This window comes from Bacillus sp. B1(2022), from assembly GCF_040259625.1.
GTDB lineage: Bacteria > Bacillota > Bacilli > Bacillales > Bacillaceae > Bacillus > Bacillus velezensis.
On record NZ_JANIFO010000015.1, the window covers coordinates 46311 to 66248 of the forward strand.

The window sequence follows — 19938 nt, forward strand, 5'->3', positions numbered from 1 at the left end:
TGAAAGCCGGCCTACTCTTTTTTGTCCGGTTTCGGCTTTTTAAACATCTTGGCATAAATGAATGAAAGTGAAATGACCCCTAAAAAGGTGCAGATATATTGCATCAGCCGTGCGAATTCCATATGATGTGCGCCTCCTTTCATGATTATGGTGCACACAGCGGCGCATATCCATGCGCGTGATGCAGAAAATAAGGGAAAGGAGCTGATGTGACATGCGCCACACTCAAATGACGGAAAGCGCGTTTACCGCTGCGGTTCAAACGTATTTGAAACAAATTACAGAGGATGCCGGAATGATACTGCGGACATTGGATGAAAAAGACCAATGCCTTCTTTGCGAATTAGATGAACTGGGACATACGTTTCAGGAAATGCAGGCTGTCGCTTCGTCGTTTTACCTGCAGTCATATATCGAACATTTTACGCCTTCCTATACAGAGCTGGCGAGGGCCGTGCAGCATCTGGCGGAAGAAAAACACGGAGCGCTGATTGTGATTGAACGTGCAGATCCGCTGGACGGAATGATACAAAAAGGGACCAGCCTGCATGCCGAGATCAGTGCAGCTTTAATTGAGAGTATTTTTTATCCCGGCAATCCGCTTCACGACGGAGCCGTATTGGTCAGAGAAAACCGGGTTGTATCAGCAGCCAATGTGCTTCCGCTCACAACAAAACATGTCGATCTCAAATACGGGACGCGCCACAGGGCCGCAATGGGACTTTCGGCCGTGACTGATGCACTCGTGCTCGTTGTTTCAGAAGAAACGGGAAAAATGTCCTTTGCTAAAGACGGCGGACTGTATCCGCTTGTTTCGCCGCGGGCGCTTCATACGAAATAATAAGAAAATGGGAATATTGTACCCATTTAATATTAATAAGGTGAACATCTTTACCTTTTTCTGTATTGATGTTATCGTTTAAATATACATAAAATTTAAAAGAATAGGGAGTGGAAAGATGGCAAATGTATTGATGATCGGCTTTCCGGGAGAAGGGCATATCAATCCGTCTTTAGGCGTCGTAAAAGAACTGAAGGCAAAAGGGGAACATGTCGTATATTACGGCGTGAAGGAATATGAGAACAAAATCGCGTCAAGCGGAGCGGAATTCCGTGAATATGAAGATTTCCGTAAAGATGAATTCGGAAAAAACGCAACGGGTGATGAACAGCGGGACGCTACCGAGTTTTTGCTATTAATGATTGAGACTTCCAAAAAAGCCGCACTCCGTATTCTTGAGGAAGTAAAAGATGAATCCTACGACTACATCCTGTATGATCATCATTTTCTGGCAGGAAGGCTCGTGAGAAACCAGCTGAAACTGCCGGCATATTCACTTTGTACGACATTTGCAATGAATGAAGCATTTATTAAAGAAGTGTTTTCAAATACAAACCTTGTATCAGAGGAATCATCTCATTATCCGGCTTATACCGAAGCGGTCAGCCGGCTCAATGAAGAATTCAGCGCAGACATTAAAACGCCGTATGATATTTTCTCAAATGCCGGCAGAAAAACCATCGTATTTACTTCAAGAGCGTTTCAGCCGAAAGAAGAAGAGTTTGGCGATTCTTATCTCTTTGTCGGTCCGTCCATAACCGAAAGGGCGGCGGCTCAAGATTTCCCGTTTGAACAGCTTGAAGGAGAAAAAGTCCTGTTTATTTCCATGGGTACGATTTTTAACAATCAGAAGGAATTGTTTAATAAATGCTTAAAAGCGGTCAGAAACTTTAACGGAAAAGCCGTCATGTCAATCGGCAAACATCTTGATCCGGCGGAGCTTGATGAAATTCCTGAGAATGTCATTGTCAAGCCTTATGTTCCGCAGCTTGAGATCCTGAAGAGAGCGGACTTATTTATCACTCACGGCGGAATGAACAGTACGAGCGAAGGGCTTTACTACAAAACCCCGATGATCGTCATTCCGATGGGCGCAGATCAGTTCGCCGTCGGAAGCCAAGTGGAAAACACGGGCGCGGGCAAAATGTTTAAAAAAGAAGATGTAACAGCGGAACTGCTTACTGAAGCAATAAAAGAATTGAGCGAAAATCCTGAATATCAGACAAAAGCTTCTGAAATCGGAGAATCCCTGAAAGCGGCCGGCGGAGCACAGCGTGCAGCGGAATTGATAGCAGAAGACGTGAAAACTGCCGAGACCCGGGTTCTGTAATCAGCCCTCACCCGCTTCCTTTAAAGGAAGCGGGCTTTTTTTGATTGTTTTTCGGGAGGATTTTTCACGCCGTAAAGAGAATTGTATGAAAAACAGACAAGAAAGGTGGAATGTCGCGGAAAAAAGCCATGTTATGAAAATGATTCCAAAGTCTTTTGTGAAATGTTCTCAATTTATGTAAAATGTGTGGCATTGGTGAAGATCTAAGGCCAAATGAATCGGAATTAATGTCGACTTCTGAATGAATCCTGCATAACAGGCGGCGTCCAAAGAAAAGGAACGTCCCTTTCAGCAATGATAAATAGGAGGTTTTTCGTTATATGAAGAAAAAAATCGCAGCCGGACTGGCTGTATCTGCAGTAATGACTTCAACCTTCGCCGTGCATCCCGCTGAAGCAAAAACCATTCAAGTAAAAAGCGGCGACTCTCTTTGGAAGCTTTCCCGGCAATATCATACAAGTATTTCAGCCCTGCAGGCGGAAAATAAACTGAAATCAACGATACTCCACCCAGGACAGCGGCTGCACATTCCCGACGGCAGCGGCACACATAAAACGGGGCAAAAGGGAAAACGAAGCACGGGTGCCTACACAGTTACATACGGAGACTCATTATGGGTGATCGCAAAAAAATACAAAATGAGCGTTTCTGAGCTGAGAAGCTTGAACCGTTTGAGTTCAGATGTCATCTATCCGGGCCAGAAACTGAAAATTAAAGGGTCTGCCGGCGGCACGGACGGAGGCGGCAGACAGACAAAGCCTGATAAAGGCGCATCAGGGACTTACACTGTGAAGCCGGGTGACTCGCTGTGGAAAATCGCCAATCAAACCGGGATCACCATCGCCGAACTGAAAAAGCTGAATCAATTAACATCAGACATGCTGTATCCGAATCAAGTGTTAAAGATCAAAGGTTCTTCACATAACGGAAACAGCGGCACAACACCGCCATCTCATTCAAACCCTTCTGAGAAGCCATCCACTTACAAAGTAAAAGCAGGCGATTCCCTCTGGAAAATTGCTAATCGGTTCGGCATCACCGCTCAGCTCATCAGAGAAAAAAATAAATTGACAACTGATGTGCTTCAAATCGGACAAGTTCTGGTGATTAACGGAACGGGAAAAACAGAAGATCCTGTGCGGCATCCGGATAACAAACCGGCAAAACCAAACAAGCCGAATACTCCCGAACCTCCGGTGACAGGGTCAAAGATTGACAGAATGATAGGCGAGGCGAAAAAACATGTCGGCGTGCCTTACCGCTGGGGAGGCAATACGCCTGCGGGCTTCGATTGCAGCGGTTACATCTATTACCTTTTAAATAAGGTAAGCTCTGTTTCCCGTCTGAGCACGGCCGGATATTGGAATACGATGAAACATATCAGCCAGCCGTCAGCAGGCGACTTTGTCTTCTTTACGACATATAAAGCGGGCCCTTCTCATATGGGGATGTATTTAGGCGGAGGAGATTTTATTCACGCAAGCTCCTCCGGGGTTGAAGTTTCAAACTTAAGCAATCCGTATTGGAAAAAAGCTTATTTAGGAGCGCGCAGTTATTTTTAAAAAAAGCCTTTCGGGGCTTTTTTTGTTTACCATTTTCACGTTTTGACAAGACTGATGGGTAAAAAAATAAGGGGGAGGAAGCATGAATCGTCTCTTGCTTTTTCTCATGCTCGTATCAATTACGCTTTGCGGCTGCGGGGGGAGACCCGCTCCTGTTCCGCCCAAAAAACATGGGGAAAGCCGCGCATTGGAAGCATCTGCATACCGTGAGCATGCCGGACTCATCAATCAAAACGGAAAAACGATCGGATATATCGAAGTGAGGGAATCTGATGATGAAGGGTCAGACATTCATATATCAGCGGGGCATCTGCCGCCCGGCACTTCTCTCGGGTTTCATATTTATGAAAAAGGGACATGTCAGGCACCTGATTTCGAATCAGCCGGCGGTCCGTTCAACCCTTTGAACAAAGAACACGGCTTCAACAATCCGATGGGTCATCACGCCGGGGATCTCCCCAATCTTGAAGTGGGGGCTGATGGTAAAGTGGATGTCATTATGAACGCGCCGCAAACTTCATTAAAAGAAGGGAGCAGACTCAGCCTGCTCGACCGGGACGGAAGCGCGTTCGTCATTCATGAACATACGGACGATTATTTGACAAACCCGAGCGGAAATTCCGGAGCCAGAATCGCCTGCGCTCCCCTGACAAAAAGCGCCCGCAGGGAATGAGCCCTTTTGTATTGAGTATACAAGGGCTTTTTTAGTATACTCGGTTATGGAATACAAATGGAAAGGAAACATCACCTATGACTTCAGAATTACAGCACCTATCACTTCCGGAAGATATACAAAACAAACTGCAGGCTTATCAAAATCATCCCGTTTCCCAAGAATTCCGGGATTTAATCGGATCATCAGGCTATGAGGCCGAAGATAAAGCGATTGTATTCGATGCCGTCATTGCTTTGACTATGGGAAAAAATATCTTATTAAAAGGACCGACGGGTTCAGGGAAAACTAAATTGGCGGAAACGCTTTCGAACTATTTTCATAAACCGATGCACAGCGTCAACTGCTCCGTAGACCTCGATGCAGAAGCGCTTGTCGGCTATAAAACGATTGAAAATGAACAGGGACAGGCGACAATTGAATTCGTTCCCGGACCTGTAACAACCGCAATGAACGAGGGACATTTTTTATACATTGACGAAATCAATATGGCAAAGCCTGAAACCCTTCCGATTCTAAACGGCGTGCTAGATTACAGAAAAATGATGACAAATCCCTTTACAGGAGAAGTGATTAAGGCAAGCGAAGGATTCGGTGTTATCGCCGCGATTAATGAAGGCTACGTCGGCACCGTTCCGCTGAACGAAGCCCTTAAAAACCGTTTTGTCATCATTGATGTTCCGTATATTAAAGGAAGCCTCCTGAAGCAGGTGCTGACCTCTCAGTCTGTCTTAAAAGATGAGAAATTAATTGAGCGCTTTATGACGCTGTCTTCTGATTTAATCGCACAAGCGCATAACGGACAAGTGTCAGAAGAAGCGGCGTCCATCAGGGCTCTCATTGATACGTGCGACTTGGCTGCGTACATCCCGCCGAAACGGGCGATTGAAAGAGGCATCGTAGAAAAACTTGACGATGACAGGGAAAAAGCCGCTGTCAGAAATATTGCAGAAACGCTGTTCGAATGAGGGATATACAATGAAGTTTATCAAATTTAATGACAGCACGATTGATTCGTTTTTGTTCATGATGCTGACTGATCTGGCCAAAACACTGACCAGAAGCAGTGAAGTTGAAGTGGAATACGGCGTGCAGTCTTACTACAATCCCTTTGAAAAGAAAATTTACATGAGCCACTTTTGGAAAGACCGATCAGCCGGGGATATGGAAGCCGGCCTGAAAAGCGATGTCTATTTGCGCGCTGTCGGAACACGCAGCAGCTCATTTCGGGAATTTGCGGGGTTTTTAAATGACGTTCACCGGCATTTCACCCGCCAAAGCTTTGCCAAGCAGCTGTTTATGCTGCTTGAGGATATCAGAATTGAAGAGCTGATCAAAAAAGAACGGCCGGGAACGAAACGTGTTTTTCAGAAGCGGAGGGAGATGTACAGGAAATATTTCACGACGCAGCTGACATTGAATTTAGAACGGAGCATTTTCACCGACGCTTTGTATTGCGCGATGTTTGTCAAGCTGACGGCTGAGTCTCCGCTTGAAGGCATTCCTTCCATGCATGAACATATTGATATGATGATACCGTATATTGAACGTCAGCTCATCCGGGTGTATGAGGCGGATTCTACGGAACAAATCGCAAAAATAACGGAAGACCTCATGGACGGCCTTGATGAAGTGCTTGAGAAAGATATGCTGAACACGTACTTTTTTCTGCCGGAACTTGATTACGAAAAAGCGGCTGAAGAGCCTTTATTCGAAAGTGTAAAAAAAGCGCCTTCGTTAAGTGACGATCTCACGCTCCCTGAGTCTTCCGACGGAGATGAAGAAATCCTTGAAGAGAAAATGAATACGTGGCACCGGGAAACCGAAGCGCCGTCAAAAAGTTTCCTTCAATTTGATATTGAGCACGGCGCGAAATCAGATCTTGGGAAAGACGCGGCCAGAGAAGGCGATGACGGTGACCAGGCGCTCGGCTCCGTTCAAGGTTCCGCACGTCAGACGAAAAGAGAGGATTACTCCAAACTGGAAGCGCTTGAATCCATTCAGGATGAACATGAGGGCGCGGGGCTGGCTGACGGAAAAGAAAACAAATTTGCCTTCCCGGTTTATCAAACGCCTCATAAACCGTCTCCTGAAGAGGAGCAGTCTTATAAAGAACAGGCAAAAACGATAGAATCATATCAAAAACGCCTGAAGCAGATGATACAAAAAACACTTGAGCACAAAAAGACGCTCCCGCGGACCGACCTTCACGCAGGCCGGCTGAATCGCAAACTGATCCGCTATTTTACGGAGCGGAACCCGCGCCTTTTCTTTAAAAAGCAGGACCCGTCTTCAGACATTGACGCCGTTTTTACATTGCTTGTCGATTGTTCGGCCAGCATGTTCGACAAAATGGATGAAACAAAAAGAGGGATCGTTCTTTTTCATGAAGCCTTGAAATCAGTGTCCGTACCGCACCAGATCGTCGGATTTTGGGAGGATACGAACGAAGCGACTGAAACGAGCCAGCCGAATTTCTTCAATACCGTCATTCCGTTTGAAGAGTCGCTGCTGCAGGCGGCGGGTCCGCTGATCATGCAGCTTGCGCCTGAAGAAGATAACAGAGACGGATACGCCATCAGACAAATGACGAAACAGCTGATGCGGCGGAGTGAGGCGCAAAAATTTTTAATCGTGTTTTCAGACGGAGAGCCGGCAGCATTCGGATACGAACAAAACGGCATCGTCGATACGAGTGAGGCTGTCATCGAAGCGAGAAAAAAAGGGATAGAAGTCATAAATGTTTTTCTGTCCAATACTGCGATAGAGGAATCACAGATGAAAACCATTCAGGATATGTACGGAAAGTACAGTATTTTTGTTCCGGATGTCGATCAGCTGCCCGATGTGCTGTATCCGCTCTTGAAGAAACTGCTTCATAAAAGCATAGGATAGGCTTTTTCCTATGCTTTTTCGCTTTTTATTTTAAAATGATTTAATTTTTTCGGTATTGATCTGTTTTTTTTACTATTTTGTGAACAATCAAGGTAGAATCCAAACGCAATCAGTGGTAAAATATCCTTGGAAGCGTTTTTATTACATAATTTTGGGCACAGCGTTCAAAAGTTATTTCAAGATAGTGAATTGATCACTTGATTATCTAGGTTGGGGGTAATATTCAAATGTTTCAAAATAATATGAAACAAAGAATGAATTGGGAAGATTTTTACGGACCGAACCTCGGCTACGCACTGGAGCTGTACGACCAATATGCTGAAGATCCAGACAGCATTGATCCGGATCTGAAAGACATGTTTGACGAACTCGGCGCTCCGCCAAGCCAAATAAAAGAGGCATCGGGTACAAAGGAACAGGGACGCGTCACCGCAGATCTGATTCAAAAGATCGCAGCAGCAGTTAAACTTGCAGAAGATATTCGAACCTATGGCCATCTGAACGCTTCCGTCAATCCGCTCAGAAAGGATCCGAAAAAGAGCGAGCTCTTTCCGTTATCCGAGTACGGGCTTACAGAAGAAGAAATGAAAGCAATACCCGCGTCTGTCATCTGTAAAGACGCACCTGCCAATATAACAAACGGCTTAGAAGCCATCCAGCATTTACGCAATACCTATAAAAGAACCATCTCCTTCGAGTTTGACCATGTGCATGATTTCGAAGAGCGCGCATGGATTACAAAAATGGTCGAATCCGGAGAACTGTTCCGGAAAAATTCACCGGAAAAACTGTCAGCCGTTTTAGAAAGACTGACGGAAGTAGAAGGATTTGAACAATTTTTACACCGGACATTCGTCGGTCAGAAGCGTTTTTCAATTGAGGGATTAGACGCGCTTGTGCCGGTTCTTGACGACATTATCGCCCAGTCTGTGAAAGCGGGCACAACCAATGTCAATATCGGAATGGCGCATAGAGGCCGTTTAAATGTGCTTGCGCATGTGCTCGGCAAACCGTATGAGATTATTTTCTCAGAATTCCAGCACGCGCCGAATAAAGACCTTGTGCCGTCTGAAGGATCGACCGGCATCAGCTACGGCTGGACGGGCGATGTAAAATACCACCTCGGTGCAGACAGACAGCTTCAGGATGCTGAAACCAAAAGCGCGCGGATTACGCTTGCAAATAACCCGAGCCATTTGGAATTCATCAATCCGATTGTTGAAGGAAGCACGCGGGCGGCACAGGAAACAAGAACGCAAAAGGGGTACCCGGTTCAAGACGAAACAAAATCGCTCGCCATTTTAATTCACGGTGACGCAGCGTTTCCGGGAGAAGGCATTGTCGCCGAGACGCTGAACTTAAGCTCTCTGAAAGGCTATCAGGTCGGCGGGGCCATTCATATCATCGCCAATAATATGATCGGCTTTACAACTGAAAGCGATGAATCACGATCCACGAAATATGCCAGTGATTTGGCGAAGGGCTATGAAATTCCGATCGTTCACGTCAACGCGGATGATCCGGAAGCATGCCTGTCAGCCGTTAAATTTGCGGTTGAATACCGGAAGCGGTTCAATAAAGATTTCTTAATCGATTTAATCGGGTACAGACGGTACGGCCACAATGAAATGGATGAGCCGTCAACGACACAGCCGATGCTGTATGAAGCCGTCAGAAAACACCCGACTGTCAAGCGGATCTTTGCGGAAAAACTCGTAAGTGAAGGACTGATCAGCGAGGAAAAAGCGCAAAACATCGAAACGGCAGTGACAAAACGAATTGAAGACGCCTATAAAAAGGTGCCCGCCAAAAAAGAAGACGCCGTACGGGAAATTGAATTGCCGGAACCGGTGTCCAACGGTTTTCCAGACGTTGACACAGCCATTGACTTTGATGTTCTCCGCAAGCTGAACGGCGAACTTATCAACTGGCCGGAATCTTTTAACGTGTTCGGCAAGCTGAAAAGAATCCTGGAAAGACGTGCAAAAGCGTTTGATGATGACCGTAAAGTTGAATGGTCATTGGCTGAATCGCTTGCGTTTGCTTCCATTTTGAAAGACGGCACGCCGATCCGACTGACCGGACAGGATTCAGAGCGCGGAACGTTCGCTCAAAGAAACCTTGTGCTGCATGACAGCGAAACAGGAGAAGAATTTGTTGCCCTCCATCACTTAGACGACTGCGCTGCTTCATTTACGGTGCATAACAGCCCGCTCTCTGAAGGATCGGTTCTCGGCTTTGAATATGGATACAACGTGTATTCGCCTGAAACGCTTGTGATGTGGGAGGCGCAGTACGGGGACTTTGCTAATGCGGCTCAAGTCTATTTTGATCAATTCATATCTGCAGGACGGGCAAAATGGGGACAAAAATCAGGACTGGTCATGCTGCTGCCTCACGGTTACGAAGGGCAGGGCCCTGAACACTCCAGCGGCCGCGTCGAGCGGTTCCTGCAGCTGGCGGCGGAAAACAACTGGACGGTGGCCAACCTGACAAGTGCAGCTCAGTATTTCCACATTTTAAGAAGACAAGCGAAAATGCTGCTTCGTGAGGAAATCCGCCCGCTTGTGATCATGACGCCGAAGAGCCTGCTGCGCAACCCGAATACGGTATCTGAAGTGCAGGAACTGAGCGAAAGCCGATTCAAGCCTGTCTATGAGCAGTCCGGTCTTTCCCATGCTTACGAAAAAGTGACTCGCGTCGTATTATCAAGCGGAAAAGTGTCAATTGATATCAGCGATCACTTCAACAAAATGGAAGGCGATAAGGATTGGCTTCATATTGCCAGAATCGAACAGCTGTATCCGTTCCCGGCAAAAGATACGAAGGAGCTTTTCGCCAAACTGCCGAACCTGCAAGAGATCGTTTGGGTTCAGGAAGAGCCGCAGAACATGGGGGCATGGAGTTATATCAGCCCGTATCTTACGGAAATCGCGCCAAAAGGAGTAAATGTCCAATACATCGGCCGAAGAAGACGATCCAGTCCCGCAGAAGGAGATCCGACAGTCCACAAAAAAGAACAGGAACGCATTGTATCTGATAGCTTGACTCGCAAAAACTAAGGGGGAAATGAAAAAATGGCGGAAATTAAGGTACCTGAATTAGCAGAATCAATCTCAGAAGGAACGATAGCCCAATGGTTAAAGCAGCCCGGTGATTATGTAGAACAGGGTGAGTACTTGCTTGAACTGGAGACGGACAAAGTAAATGTTGAATTGACAGCAGAAGAATCGGGTGTTCTAAAAGAGGTATTGAAAGATTCGGGTGATACCGTCCAAGTAGGAGAAATTATCGGTACCATTACAGAAGGCGCTGGCGAAAGTTCTGCACCCGCCCCTTCAGAAAGTGCTCCAGCCAATGAACAAACGAAAGAGGAAGCAAAAGCTGAACCTGCTGCACAAGAAGTCAGCCAGGAAGCACAATCAGAAGCGAAATCCAGAACGGTAGCGTCTCCGGCTGCACGCAAGCTGGCAAGGGAAAAAGGAATTGATCTATCACAAATTCCGACGGGAGACCCGCTCGGCCGCGTGCGCAAACAAGATGTGGAAGCTTATGAAAAACCGGCTTCAAAACCTGCGGCACAGCCGAAACAGCAGGCTCAAAAAACACAGCAAAGCTTTGACAAACCTGTCGAAGTGCAAAAAATGTCCCGCCGCAGACAGACGATCGCGAAACGATTGGTTGAAGTGCAGCAGACTTCTGCGATGCTGACTACATTTAACGAAGTTGACATGACGGCCGTTATGAATCTAAGAAAACGCCGCAAAGACCAATTCCTTGAGCAAAACGATGTAAAACTCGGTTTCATGTCGTTCTTTACAAAAGCCGTCGTGGCTGCATTGAAAAAATTCCCGCTCCTTAACGCTGAAATTCAAGGCGATGAGCTGATCGTGAAAAAATTCTATGACATCGGTATCGCTGTCGCGGCTGAAGAAGGGCTTGTCGTCCCAGTCGTGCGTGACGCTGACCGCCTGACGTTTGCCGGCATTGAAAGAGAGATCGGCGAACTTGCGAAAAAAGCGCGAAACAATAAATTAACATTAGGTGAGCTGCAAGGAGGCTCCTTCACGATCACAAACGGAGGTACATTCGGATCGCTTATGTCAACACCGATCCTAAACAGCCCTCAGGTTGGGATCTTAGGTATGCACAAAATTCAGCTGCGCCCAGTAGCGATTGATGCGGAGCGCTCTGAAAACCGTCCGATGATGTACATCGCTTTATCATACGATCACAGAATTGTAGATGGTAAAGAAGCGGTCGGATTCCTTGTCACCATTAAAAACCTGCTTGAAGATCCGGAACAGCTGTTGCTGGAAGGATAATTTGAGACAGACAAAAAGTACACTGCCCTTACAAGCAGTGTACTTTTTTTATTGAGAGAAGGGGAGAATTTATATGAAAAGCTGTTATCCGCTTGAGATCGAATTTGAATATAATGAAGAATTGCATTCTATCACTCCGGTTCTTCTGCAAGACGAACATGACACGATATTAATAGACTGCGGATATCCCGGTTTTACAAACCATCTTCAACATGCCGCTGCCCGGCATGGAATGTCGCTTCATTCATTGACAAAAATCATTGTAACGCATCACGACATAGACCATATCGGCTCACTCGCTGCATTATCCCGTTTACATCCGGATGTCAGCGTGACAGTACATGAGCGTGAAGCGCCGTATATTGACGGCTCTAAAAAATCTTTACGGCTTGAGCAGGCTGAATCAACGTTTTGTTCATTGCCGGAGGATGCAAAGCCTTATGCAAAACAGTTCATCCGCTCGCTTCAATCAGTCGAATCGGCTCCAGTTCACCGGACAGTTACTGACGGCGAGCTGCTGCCTTGGTGCGGAGGCATTCGCGTTGTAGCCACGCCGGGTCATACACCCGGCCATATCAGTCTTTATCTGCCTGCCGAAAAAACTATGGTCACAGGTGATGCGGTCGTCATTGAAGACGGAAAGCTGAACCTTGCTAATCCCGGCTATACGTTACATATGGATGATGCGGTCCGTTCTGTGCAGCGGCTGCTCGATTACGATATCCGCCAATTGATTTGTTATCATGGAGGTTTATTTCAGGGGGATGTAAAAAAAGCGCTTTTGCGCCTGTTTCGTGATCTGCAGAATAAACAAGGATAGGAGCGGCAGCAGCCTATCCTATCCTTGTTCAGTTATGAAAACGGAATCTTTGCCGTTTCTTCTTCTTCGGCGCTGTTTTTCTCTTTTTTCTTAGACCAGTAGGTGGCAAGAACAGACCCCGACAGATTGTGCCATATGCTGAAAATTGCGCTCGGCACGGCTGACAAAGGGGAGAAATGCGCTGTCGCAAGCGCTGCGCCCAGTCCGGAGTTTTGCATTCCGACTTCGATCGCAATCGCTTTTTGTGAAGCATAATCCATTTTGAAAAGCTTTGCAGTCAGGAATCCTAACAAATATCCGATTCCGTTATGTAAGATGACGACAGACACAATCTGCAGTCCTGATTGAAGCAAATGCTCACGATTTACGCTGACGACAGAGGATACAATCGCTACGATGCCGATTACCGACACGAGAGGAAGCGCGTGCACGGCTTGTCCGACCTGTTTTTTGAAGAACAGCTTCACAATCACCCCGAGGACGATCGGCAAAAGCACGGCTTGCATAATGGAAACAAACAGTGAGCCGAAAGAAACGGGGAGCCACTCTTTCGCAAACAGCATAATAAGTGCCGGCGTTACAATAGGAGCAAGCAATGTTGAGATCGTGGTGACCGCAACAGAAAGCGCCGTATTGCCTTTCGCCAAAAACGTCATGACGTTTGATGCCGTACCGCCCGGACAGCATCCGGCCAGAATGACGCCCGCGGCGATTTCTGCGGGGAGGCGGAGCCCGATTGATAAACAGAAAGCCGTAAGCGGCATAATCGTAAACTGGGCAGCGACTCCGATTACGACATGCCAAGGCTTTCTGATTAATTCTTTAAAATCGTCTGCTTGAAGAGTAAGCCCCATCCCAAACATAATAATACCAAGGAAAATCGTCATATAAGAACTGATCCAAGAAAACAAATCAGGGCAGGCGAATCCTAAACCGCCAAAGACGATAACCCACAAGCCAAAGGTTTGGCCCGCAAACCCGCTTATTTTTTTCAGCCATTCCATAAACACAGCTCCTTTTACATTCAATCAATCAGTCAGAAAATATGACTGACTTTTCTGTATTCCATTATAAATAATGTTCTGAATAATTCAATATTAAATATAAGTTTTCAATAAAATTATTATGTAAACTAACATCTTCTTGACTATTCAGACATATATTCTTACAATTGATTTTTATACTGAAATGAATTGGGAGTGCTGAAGTGAAAGAAGCTAATCAATGGTCATCTAAGCTGGGATTTATTTTAGCTACGGCCGGCTCTGCAATCGGGCTCGGCGCAATATGGAAGTTCCCTTACGTAGCGGGAACCAGCGGAGGCGGCGCTTTTCTGCTTATTTTTATTTTATTTACTGTTTTAATCGGACTGCCGCTTTTGCTTGCTGAATTTATTATCGGCAGAAAAACACAAAAAAACGCCGTTGAATCCTATAAGGCGCTCGCGCCGGGGAAAAAGTGGCACTGGATCGGATATCTCGGAATCATTACGTGTTTTATTCTATTATCCTTCTACAGCGTAGTGGGGGGATGGATATTAATCTACATTATAAAAGGCTTTACAGGCGGCTTATCGCTTTCTTCGGGATTTGATACGTTATTTATCGATACCATTTCAAATCCTTATGCAGCCGTTTTCGGCCAGCTGCTGTTTATCGTGCTGACGATTTTAGTTGTGGCAAAAGGGGTGAGCAGCGGCATTGAAAAAGTGAGCCAGGTGTTGATGCCGGCTCTGTTTATTCTGTTTATTCTCTTAATGATCCGCTCCGTTACGCTGCATGATGCAGCAAAAGGATTAAAATTCTTTTTTATGCCTGATTTTGGCGCGATGGATGCCAATACTATTTTATATGCGATGGGACAATCATTTTTCTCGTTAAGCGTCGGAGTGTCCGTAATGGTTACATACAGCGCATATTTAGAAAAAGAAGAAAATATTGTTCAATCCGCCGTATCGGTGACGGTATTAAATGTCCTTGTTGCTGTGATGGCGGGAGTGGCGATTTTTCCGGCGGTGTTTGCATTCGGCCTCAAGCCGGATCAAGGCCCGCAGCTTTTATTTAACGTGCTGCCGACCGTCTTTAATCAAATGCCGTTGGGCATCGTGTTTTTACTCGCCTTTTTGCTGCTGTTTTTATTTGCGACGCTGACATCGGCTTTTTCAATGCTTGAAATTTTAGTTGCTGTTTTGTCAAAAGGCGATTCGGCAAAACGGAAGCGGTATGCATGGATCGGGGGACTTGCTATATTTATTGTCGGGGTCCCTTCGGCGCTGTCGTACGGAATCTTGAGTGATGTTTCTATTTTTCACCGCAGTATTTTTGACGCTGCGGATTTTCTGGTCAGCAATGTCTTAATGCCGCTGGGCGCGCTTTTAATTGCCGTTTTCGTACCGTTGAAAATCCCGAAACAGATGCTGTTTGACGAACTGAAAAGCGGTTCCGGTATAAAACGAAAATGGTTTGCAGTTTGGCTCCTATTAATTCGTTATGTGGCTCCTGTAGCCATTATTATCGTTTTTCTGCACGTCCTTGGTATTTTTTAAACCAAAAGAAGCAGGCCCCCGTTCAAGACGGGGGCTTTTTTAATAAAGCGGCCATATTACGCGGTGCGCTTGCTCGAACCGTTTCTCCGCCTCCCGCCAATCAACGACATTCCACCATTGATCCACGTAAGCCGCTCGGTCGTTTTTATATTGTAAGTAATAAGCGTGTTCCCACACATCCAGCGGAAGCAAAGGAATGACGTCCCACTGGCTGTAGAGCTGATGCTTCTCAGCGGCCAAAATCTCCAGCCGCCCGGCGCGCGGCGCCCAGACTAGGATAGCCCAGCCGACTCCTTCGACTTTTTTCGCCGCTTGAGAAAATTGCTCTTTAAAAGCGGAATAGCTTCCGAATGACGCATCAATCATTTGAAAGAGCGCCCCCGTCGGCCGTCTTTTTCCGTTTGGATTCATCGAAAACCAGAAAATACTGTGCAAATAATGGCCCGCGCCGTGAAACGCCAATTGCCGCTCCCAATGCGCCACTAAGTCGTACTGTTTCGTCTGTCTCGCTTTTTTGAGCTCCAGTTCTGCTTTATTCAGACCGTCAACATAGCTCTGATGGTGTTTTGTATGGTGAAGTTTCATAATCTCTCTTGAAATATACGGTTCCAGTGCGGAATAACTGTAAGGCAGTTTAGGGAGGACATGCTTGCCGATCGGCACATAAGCTCTGCGCTCATCCGGCTCTTCGGGTTCAGTAATGTCCCGGTAAAGTGCTGATGCCTGTTCGTACCATTCCGCCTCCGTTAATCCATCATCCTGAAGGGTGTGAAAAATCCGGTCGATTTGTGCCGCGAAGCGATCGAACCGACCTTGCTGAATAACTTGTTCCTTCAAGGTTTCACACCAATTCAGCATCTCGGTTTGATAAGCGTGCCGTTTCATTTTTCTTCCTCCTTTTCACTCATTTTCATAAAAGTGCTGAGCGCAAGCAAAGAAAACACATACGGGTAGCTGTGATACCTGATGTAAAACTGCTTCGGCAGGCCGATTCCGGTCGGATAGCTGAAAGCGGCTCCTTCGTAATGCCGGTTTTCAATAAGAAAAGATATGCCTTTTGTGACGGCTTGATGATGAGTTTTTTCGTATTGCAGCAAAGCTTCGGCCGCCCAAGCCGTCTGTACAAGCGTCCCGTAAGAAAGCGGAACATAGGTTTTCTCTTCTGCGCTTTTACAGGATTCCCCCCAGCTTCCGTCCTCGTTTTGAATGGACTTCAGCCAGCGGATCGCTTTTTTCACGGCCGGGTGGTTTTGGCTCACGCCGCAAGCCTTCATCCCTGTCAGCGCTGCCCATGTGCCGTAAATATAGCAGACACCCCATCTGCCGTACCACGATCCGTCCTCTTCTTGATGGCGGATCAGCCATTGGACGGCCTTTTCAATCTGAGGGTGATCAGAAGAAAGCCCCGCTTCTCCTAAACAGTGCAGCACCCGTCCGGTTAAGTCGCTTGTTGAGGGATCGATGGCAGCTTCCTCAGCCGATTCCAGCGGCAGCAGGCGGACCAGCGGATGATTGACATTTTTCTCAAAAGCAGAGAAGCCGCCGTCACTGTTTTGCATGGACAAAAGCCAGCTCAGTCCGCGTTCCCATGAGGCGGGATAAAGTTTTCGCGGAATGGCTTTGAGCACTGCGGCTGTGTCATCACAATCGGGATTATTTGTATTGATGTTTGAAAAACCCCATCCTCCCGGTTCAGCATGCGGGTTGTGAACGGCCCAATCAGCGACTTTCGTCTGCTGCCGTTCACGCAGAAACCGGGCGGCGCTGGTTATCATCTGATCGTTATCTGAGATGCCGCTTTTCATAAGCGCATAGTTGAGAAGCGCCGTATCCCAAACGGTCGACGTTGAATTTTCCAGGTACGGTATATCGCCGCAAGACGTGAGCAAAGCTTTCGTGCCGGCAAGCGCTTTTCTGATAACGGGGGAGTGGCGCGATACACCGAGAGCGAGCAGGCCGTACACCATAAAAATAGTGGCGCTCGCATAGCTGTATAATGTGCCGTCTTCTTCAATCCGGTCAAGCATATACGTTTTGGCCGTACGCAGACCGAGCTGGTGAAAAGCGGCAGGAATCTGCAAAAGCCGCTTCCAGTGCGCGAAAAGAGAAGAGAGGTCTCTGTTCTCATCCTGATCGGAACGAAGCCATGTAAACGGATTTTTAGTCATATGCCGGTCTAAATGTGCGAGAGACGGAACGTTGGGATTTTTCAGCGAAAATCTTTTGTTAAGCGTCACGGCCATCGGTACAAAATGAATACGGGCGTATGTACTGAACTGGTAAAAATGCAGCGGGAAGGATGGGGGAATGACTAAGAAAGATAATGGCAGATGCAGCGCGGGCCATGGATAAAGGCCGTTTGCCGCAAGCATCCACTTTGTCATAAAGTGTACGTTGCGCAAGCCGCCATTTGAGATGATAAAGCGTTCGGCCTGAATCATATGCGCCTCAGAACGGCTATATAAACCGGAAGCCAGCAAGCCGGCATAGCCCTGTACAGTGGCGGTCACATTTCCTTTCCGGTCATCAGGATAGTTGGCAAAAGTTCCGTCCGGGCGCTGTTTAGCGCGAATGCCTTCTGCAAGCTCAGCGATCAGTTCTTTATCATTGTCTCCAAGAGAAGTGAGGAGGAGGATCAGAAAGGCGTTTGTCAAAATCGGTCCTTCAAAACAAAATGACCATGAGCCGTCCGCATTTTGCGTTTCTCTTAATAGGGAGATGGTTTTCTTTTGGCGGCTTCTGACGTTTTCATGAATTGTGCTCACACTCGCTCAACTCCTTCAGAAGCATATATATTCATATGTCAAAGGCGGCATGACAAAAGAAAGAAACTGCTGACAGGCAGCAGTTTCTTGTTTGATTTAATCTTCCAGATTGATCCAGACACTTTTCACTTCTGTATAATTATTCAGCGCGTAAGAGCCCATTTCCCGCCCGAGGCCGGACTGCTTATAGCCGCCGAAAGGAGATGCCGCATCGAAAACATTGTAGCAGTTGACCCAAATGGTGCCGGCTTGGAGACGGTCAGCAATGTAATGGGCGTTTTTCACATTCTCAGTCCAAAGTCCGGCTGCAAGGCCGTATTCCGAGCGGTTCGCCCTCTCAATGACTTCATCTACCGTATCATACGGAATGGCGGCTAAAACAGGGCCGAAAATTTCTTCTTTTGCGATGGTCATGCTGTCATCCACATCCGCAAATACAGTCGGGGAGACAAAATACCCTTCTTCAAACGGGCAGCTGCCGCCCGCGACAGCTTTGGCTCCTTCCGCTTTTCCTTTTTCAATATATGAAAGCACGCGCTCATGCTGTTCCTGACTGACGAGCGGGCCGATTTGTGTATCTTGGTGAAGGCCGGCGCCTTGCTGAAGCGATTTCGCATATGAAACCATTTCGCTGACGACCTCATCATATTTGTCTTTGTGAATGAAGACACGGGAGCCTGCGCAGCATACCTGCCCCTGATTAAACATGACCCCGTTTAAAGCGCCGGGAATGGCTTTCTTCAAATTGGCGTCAGGCAAAATGATGTTAGGTGACTTTCCGCCAAGCTCCAGTGTCACGCGTTTAATTTTTTTTGCGGCTTTTTCCATGATTTTTTTGCCGATTTCTGTAGAACCGGTAAAAGCGAGTTTATCGACATCGTCATGGTTGGTCAGCGCTTCCCCGGCCGTCTCGCCGAACCCTGGGACAATATTGATGACGCCGTCAGGGAAGCCCGCCTGATCTATTAATTCCGCTAAATAGAGGGCGGTCAGCGGTGTCTGTTCCGCCGGTTTCAAAACGATTGTGCAGCCTGTGGCAAGGGCGGCGCCCATTTTCCACATCGCCATAAGGAGCGGGAAGTTCCAAGGGATGATCTGCCCCACGACGCCGACAGGCTCATGGCGGGTGTAATTAAAATATGAGCCGGCGACCGGAATCGTTTGTCCGGTTATCTTTGTAGACCATCCGGCATAATAACGCATATGCTCAATTGCAAGCGGGATATCCCCATTCGTCGTTTCATTAATCGGTTTTCCGTTATCAAGTGTTTCAAGCTGCGCGAGTTCCGTTTTGTGCTCTTCCATTAAATCGGCAAGCTTATACATCAGCCTGCTTCTGGAAGCGGCCGGCATAGTGCGCCATTCGCCGTGATCAAAGGCTTTGCGTGCCGCTTTCACTGCACTGTCAATGTCTTCTGACTGTGCCTCGTAAAGCGTCATCAGCGTTTCCCCGGTTGCCGGATTCGGTGTGACAAATGTTGATCCTGAAGCGCTCGGAACAAATTTTCCGTCAATATAAAGTTTCTTCGTGCCCTGTAAAAATGTTTCCAGCCTTTTTGTGATCTGCATCGTTAAAGAACTCATTCGTAACAAACCTCCCGAAATTTTTTTATGGTCTGTTTTGAGCATCTTGATGTCCGCGCAAAGTAAGCGCATACAGTCATTCTATAATAACAGCCCCGGTAAAATCAATTGATAACCGTTATTGCAATTCACAAGAAAAAACGGCTACAATAAGCTTATCGATTAAGAAAAGGAGTTTTATAAATGATTCATAATAATTGGCAGACAAAAGAAAGCGTCAAAAAGGTCAAATGCGTACATACAGATGCGAAAAAATACATTGTCAAAAATGTGCTGACGCCGGGTAAAGAGTATGAAGTCAAAAATGAAACAGAAGAATTCATTTTTGTTGTAGACAATACAAACAAAGTCGGAGGCTTCTACAAAGAGTATTTTGAAGAAGTTTAAAGCTGAATGAATTCATTTTGCCTGAGCCATACTAAAAAAGACTACATATAAAAGGTGGCTGCAAAATGAAAAAAACAGAGCAAGACAAACAAAATAAAACATCAGATCAGCTCCAGCAAGTGCAACCTGAAGAAGGCACCGACACGACGATGGAACAAATTTCAGATACATATAAAGAAGGAACAATTGAAGATACGGATCGTTGATGTTT

At 46.7% G+C, this 19938-nt stretch carries 16 protein-coding genes; 12 read left to right on the top strand and 4 right to left on the bottom strand.

Features of this window, described 5'->3' with window-relative positions; genetic code table 11:
- Nucleotides 1–214 precede the first annotated feature (214 nt).
- The 9 genes from cdaS to NQS30_RS19940 all read left to right on the top strand — a co-directional run bounded on the left by cdaS (nt 215) and on the right by NQS30_RS19940 (nt 12446).
- Nucleotides 215–841 (top strand): sporulation-specific diadenylate cyclase CdaS, encoded by a 627-nt coding sequence (cdaS, locus tag NQS30_RS19900; RefSeq protein ID WP_007407964.1) that lies wholly within the window; start codon nt 215–217, stop codon nt 839–841.
- Between the two features lie 118 nt (nt 842–959).
- Nucleotides 960–2171 carry a macrolide family glycosyltransferase gene (locus NQS30_RS19905; protein WP_218791228.1) on the top strand — a complete coding sequence of 404 codons (1212 nt, stop codon included), beginning with the start codon at nt 960–962 and terminating at the stop codon, nt 2169–2171.
- A 320-nt stretch (nt 2172–2491) separates the two neighbouring features.
- Entirely contained in the window at nt 2492–3733 is a 1242-nt protein-coding gene (locus tag NQS30_RS19910) for a C40 family peptidase (protein WP_218791227.1), read from the top strand.
- Between the two features lie 82 nt (nt 3734–3815).
- The gene (locus tag NQS30_RS19915) at nt 3816–4406 is read left to right on the top strand and encodes a superoxide dismutase family protein (RefSeq protein WP_012117752.1); all 591 of its coding nucleotides are present in this window, start codon (nt 3816–3818) and stop codon (nt 4404–4406) included.
- Between the two features lie 77 nt (nt 4407–4483).
- Nucleotides 4484–5374, top strand: coding sequence for an AAA family ATPase (locus NQS30_RS19920; protein WP_003153758.1), 891 nt, complete (start codon nt 4484–4486; stop codon nt 5372–5374).
- Nucleotides 5375–5384: 10 nt separating this feature from the next.
- Entirely contained in the window at nt 5385–7301 is a 1917-nt protein-coding gene (locus NQS30_RS19925; protein ID WP_015240009.1) for a vWA domain-containing protein, read from the top strand.
- A 227-nt stretch (nt 7302–7528) separates the two neighbouring features.
- The gene (gene sucA, locus NQS30_RS19930) at nt 7529–10363 is read left to right on the top strand and encodes a 2-oxoglutarate dehydrogenase E1 component (RefSeq protein WP_015240008.1); all 2835 of its coding nucleotides are present in this window, start codon (nt 7529–7531) and stop codon (nt 10361–10363) included.
- Nucleotides 10364–10378: 15 nt separating this feature from the next.
- Nucleotides 10379–11626 carry a 2-oxoglutarate dehydrogenase complex dihydrolipoyllysine-residue succinyltransferase gene (gene odhB, locus NQS30_RS19935; RefSeq protein WP_003153764.1) on the top strand — a complete coding sequence of 416 codons (1248 nt, stop codon included), beginning with the start codon at nt 10379–10381 and terminating at the stop codon, nt 11624–11626.
- A gap of 73 nt (nt 11627–11699) precedes the next feature.
- Complete coding sequence (locus NQS30_RS19940; protein ID WP_069006941.1) at nt 11700–12446, top strand: MBL fold metallo-hydrolase; 747 nt, start codon at nt 11700–11702, stop codon at nt 12444–12446.
- Between the two features lie 32 nt (nt 12447–12478).
- On the opposite strand, the gene NQS30_RS19945 is transcribed toward NQS30_RS19940, so the two are convergent.
- The gene (locus NQS30_RS19945; protein ID WP_218791226.1) at nt 12479–13450 is read right to left on the bottom strand and encodes a bile acid:sodium symporter family transporter; all 972 of its coding nucleotides are present in this window, start codon (nt 13448–13450) and stop codon (nt 12479–12481) included.
- 203 nt (nt 13451–13653) lie between these two features.
- Between NQS30_RS19945 and NQS30_RS19950 the strand changes: the two genes are divergently transcribed.
- The gene (locus tag NQS30_RS19950) at nt 13654–14991 is read left to right on the top strand and encodes a sodium-dependent transporter (protein ID WP_012117747.1); all 1338 of its coding nucleotides are present in this window, start codon (nt 13654–13656) and stop codon (nt 14989–14991) included.
- Nucleotides 14992–15030: 39 nt separating this feature from the next.
- On the opposite strand, the gene NQS30_RS19955 is transcribed toward NQS30_RS19950, so the two are convergent.
- The 3 genes from NQS30_RS19955 to NQS30_RS19965 form a co-directional block, all read right to left on the bottom strand.
- Nucleotides 15031–15876 carry a superoxide dismutase gene (locus NQS30_RS19955; protein WP_072589167.1) on the bottom strand — a complete coding sequence of 282 codons (846 nt, stop codon included), beginning with the start codon at nt 15874–15876 and terminating at the stop codon, nt 15031–15033.
- Nucleotides 15873–17756 (bottom strand): terpene cyclase/mutase family protein, encoded by a 1884-nt coding sequence (locus tag NQS30_RS19960; RefSeq protein ID WP_007407977.1) that lies wholly within the window; start codon nt 17754–17756, stop codon nt 15873–15875. Before NQS30_RS19960 ends, NQS30_RS19955 begins: the two co-directional genes overlap by 4 nt.
- A 96-nt stretch (nt 17757–17852) precedes the next feature.
- A complete protein-coding gene (locus NQS30_RS19965; protein ID WP_007611960.1) occupies nt 17853–19340 on the bottom strand; it encodes an aldehyde dehydrogenase family protein in 1488 nt (495 codons plus the stop codon).
- Between the two features lie 183 nt (nt 19341–19523).
- Between NQS30_RS19965 and NQS30_RS19970 the strand changes: the two genes are divergently transcribed.
- Both NQS30_RS19970 and NQS30_RS19975 read left to right on the top strand, forming a co-directional pair.
- Complete coding sequence (locus NQS30_RS19970; RefSeq protein WP_007407979.1) at nt 19524–19727, top strand: DUF6501 family protein; 204 nt, start codon at nt 19524–19526, stop codon at nt 19725–19727.
- Nucleotides 19728–19792: 65 nt separating this feature from the next.
- Nucleotides 19793–19933 (top strand): DUF4025 domain-containing protein, encoded by a 141-nt coding sequence (locus NQS30_RS19975; protein WP_003153781.1) that lies wholly within the window; start codon nt 19793–19795, stop codon nt 19931–19933.
- Nucleotides 19934–19938 lie beyond the last annotated feature (5 nt).

Coding starts and splice junctions, on each gene's coding strand:
- cdaS (WP_007407964.1), top strand. CDS start 215: ATGCGCCACACTCAAATGACGGAAAGCGCGTTTACCGCTGCGGTTCAA.
- NQS30_RS19905 (WP_218791228.1), top strand. CDS start 960: ATGGCAAATGTATTGATGATCGGCTTTCCGGGAGAAGGGCATATCAAT.
- NQS30_RS19910 (WP_218791227.1), top strand. CDS start 2,492: ATGAAGAAAAAAATCGCAGCCGGACTGGCTGTATCTGCAGTAATGACT.
- NQS30_RS19915 (WP_012117752.1), top strand. CDS start 3,816: ATGAATCGTCTCTTGCTTTTTCTCATGCTCGTATCAATTACGCTTTGC.
- NQS30_RS19920 (WP_003153758.1), top strand. CDS start 4,484: ATGACTTCAGAATTACAGCACCTATCACTTCCGGAAGATATACAAAAC.
- NQS30_RS19925 (WP_015240009.1), top strand. CDS start 5,385: ATGAAGTTTATCAAATTTAATGACAGCACGATTGATTCGTTTTTGTTC.
- sucA (WP_015240008.1), top strand. CDS start 7,529: ATGTTTCAAAATAATATGAAACAAAGAATGAATTGGGAAGATTTTTAC.
- odhB (WP_003153764.1), top strand. CDS start 10,379: ATGGCGGAAATTAAGGTACCTGAATTAGCAGAATCAATCTCAGAAGGA.
- NQS30_RS19940 (WP_069006941.1), top strand. CDS start 11,700: ATGAAAAGCTGTTATCCGCTTGAGATCGAATTTGAATATAATGAAGAA.
- NQS30_RS19945 (WP_218791226.1), bottom strand. CDS start 13,450: ATGGAATGGCTGAAAAAAATAAGCGGGTTTGCGGGCCAAACCTTTGGC.
- NQS30_RS19955 (WP_072589167.1), bottom strand. CDS start 15,876: ATGAAACGGCACGCTTATCAAACCGAGATGCTGAATTGGTGTGAAACC.
- NQS30_RS19965 (WP_007611960.1), bottom strand. CDS start 19,340: ATGAGTTCTTTAACGATGCAGATCACAAAAAGGCTGGAAACATTTTTA.
- NQS30_RS19970 (WP_007407979.1), top strand. CDS start 19,524: ATGATTCATAATAATTGGCAGACAAAAGAAAGCGTCAAAAAGGTCAAA.
- NQS30_RS19975 (WP_003153781.1), top strand. CDS start 19,793: ATGAAAAAAACAGAGCAAGACAAACAAAATAAAACATCAGATCAGCTC.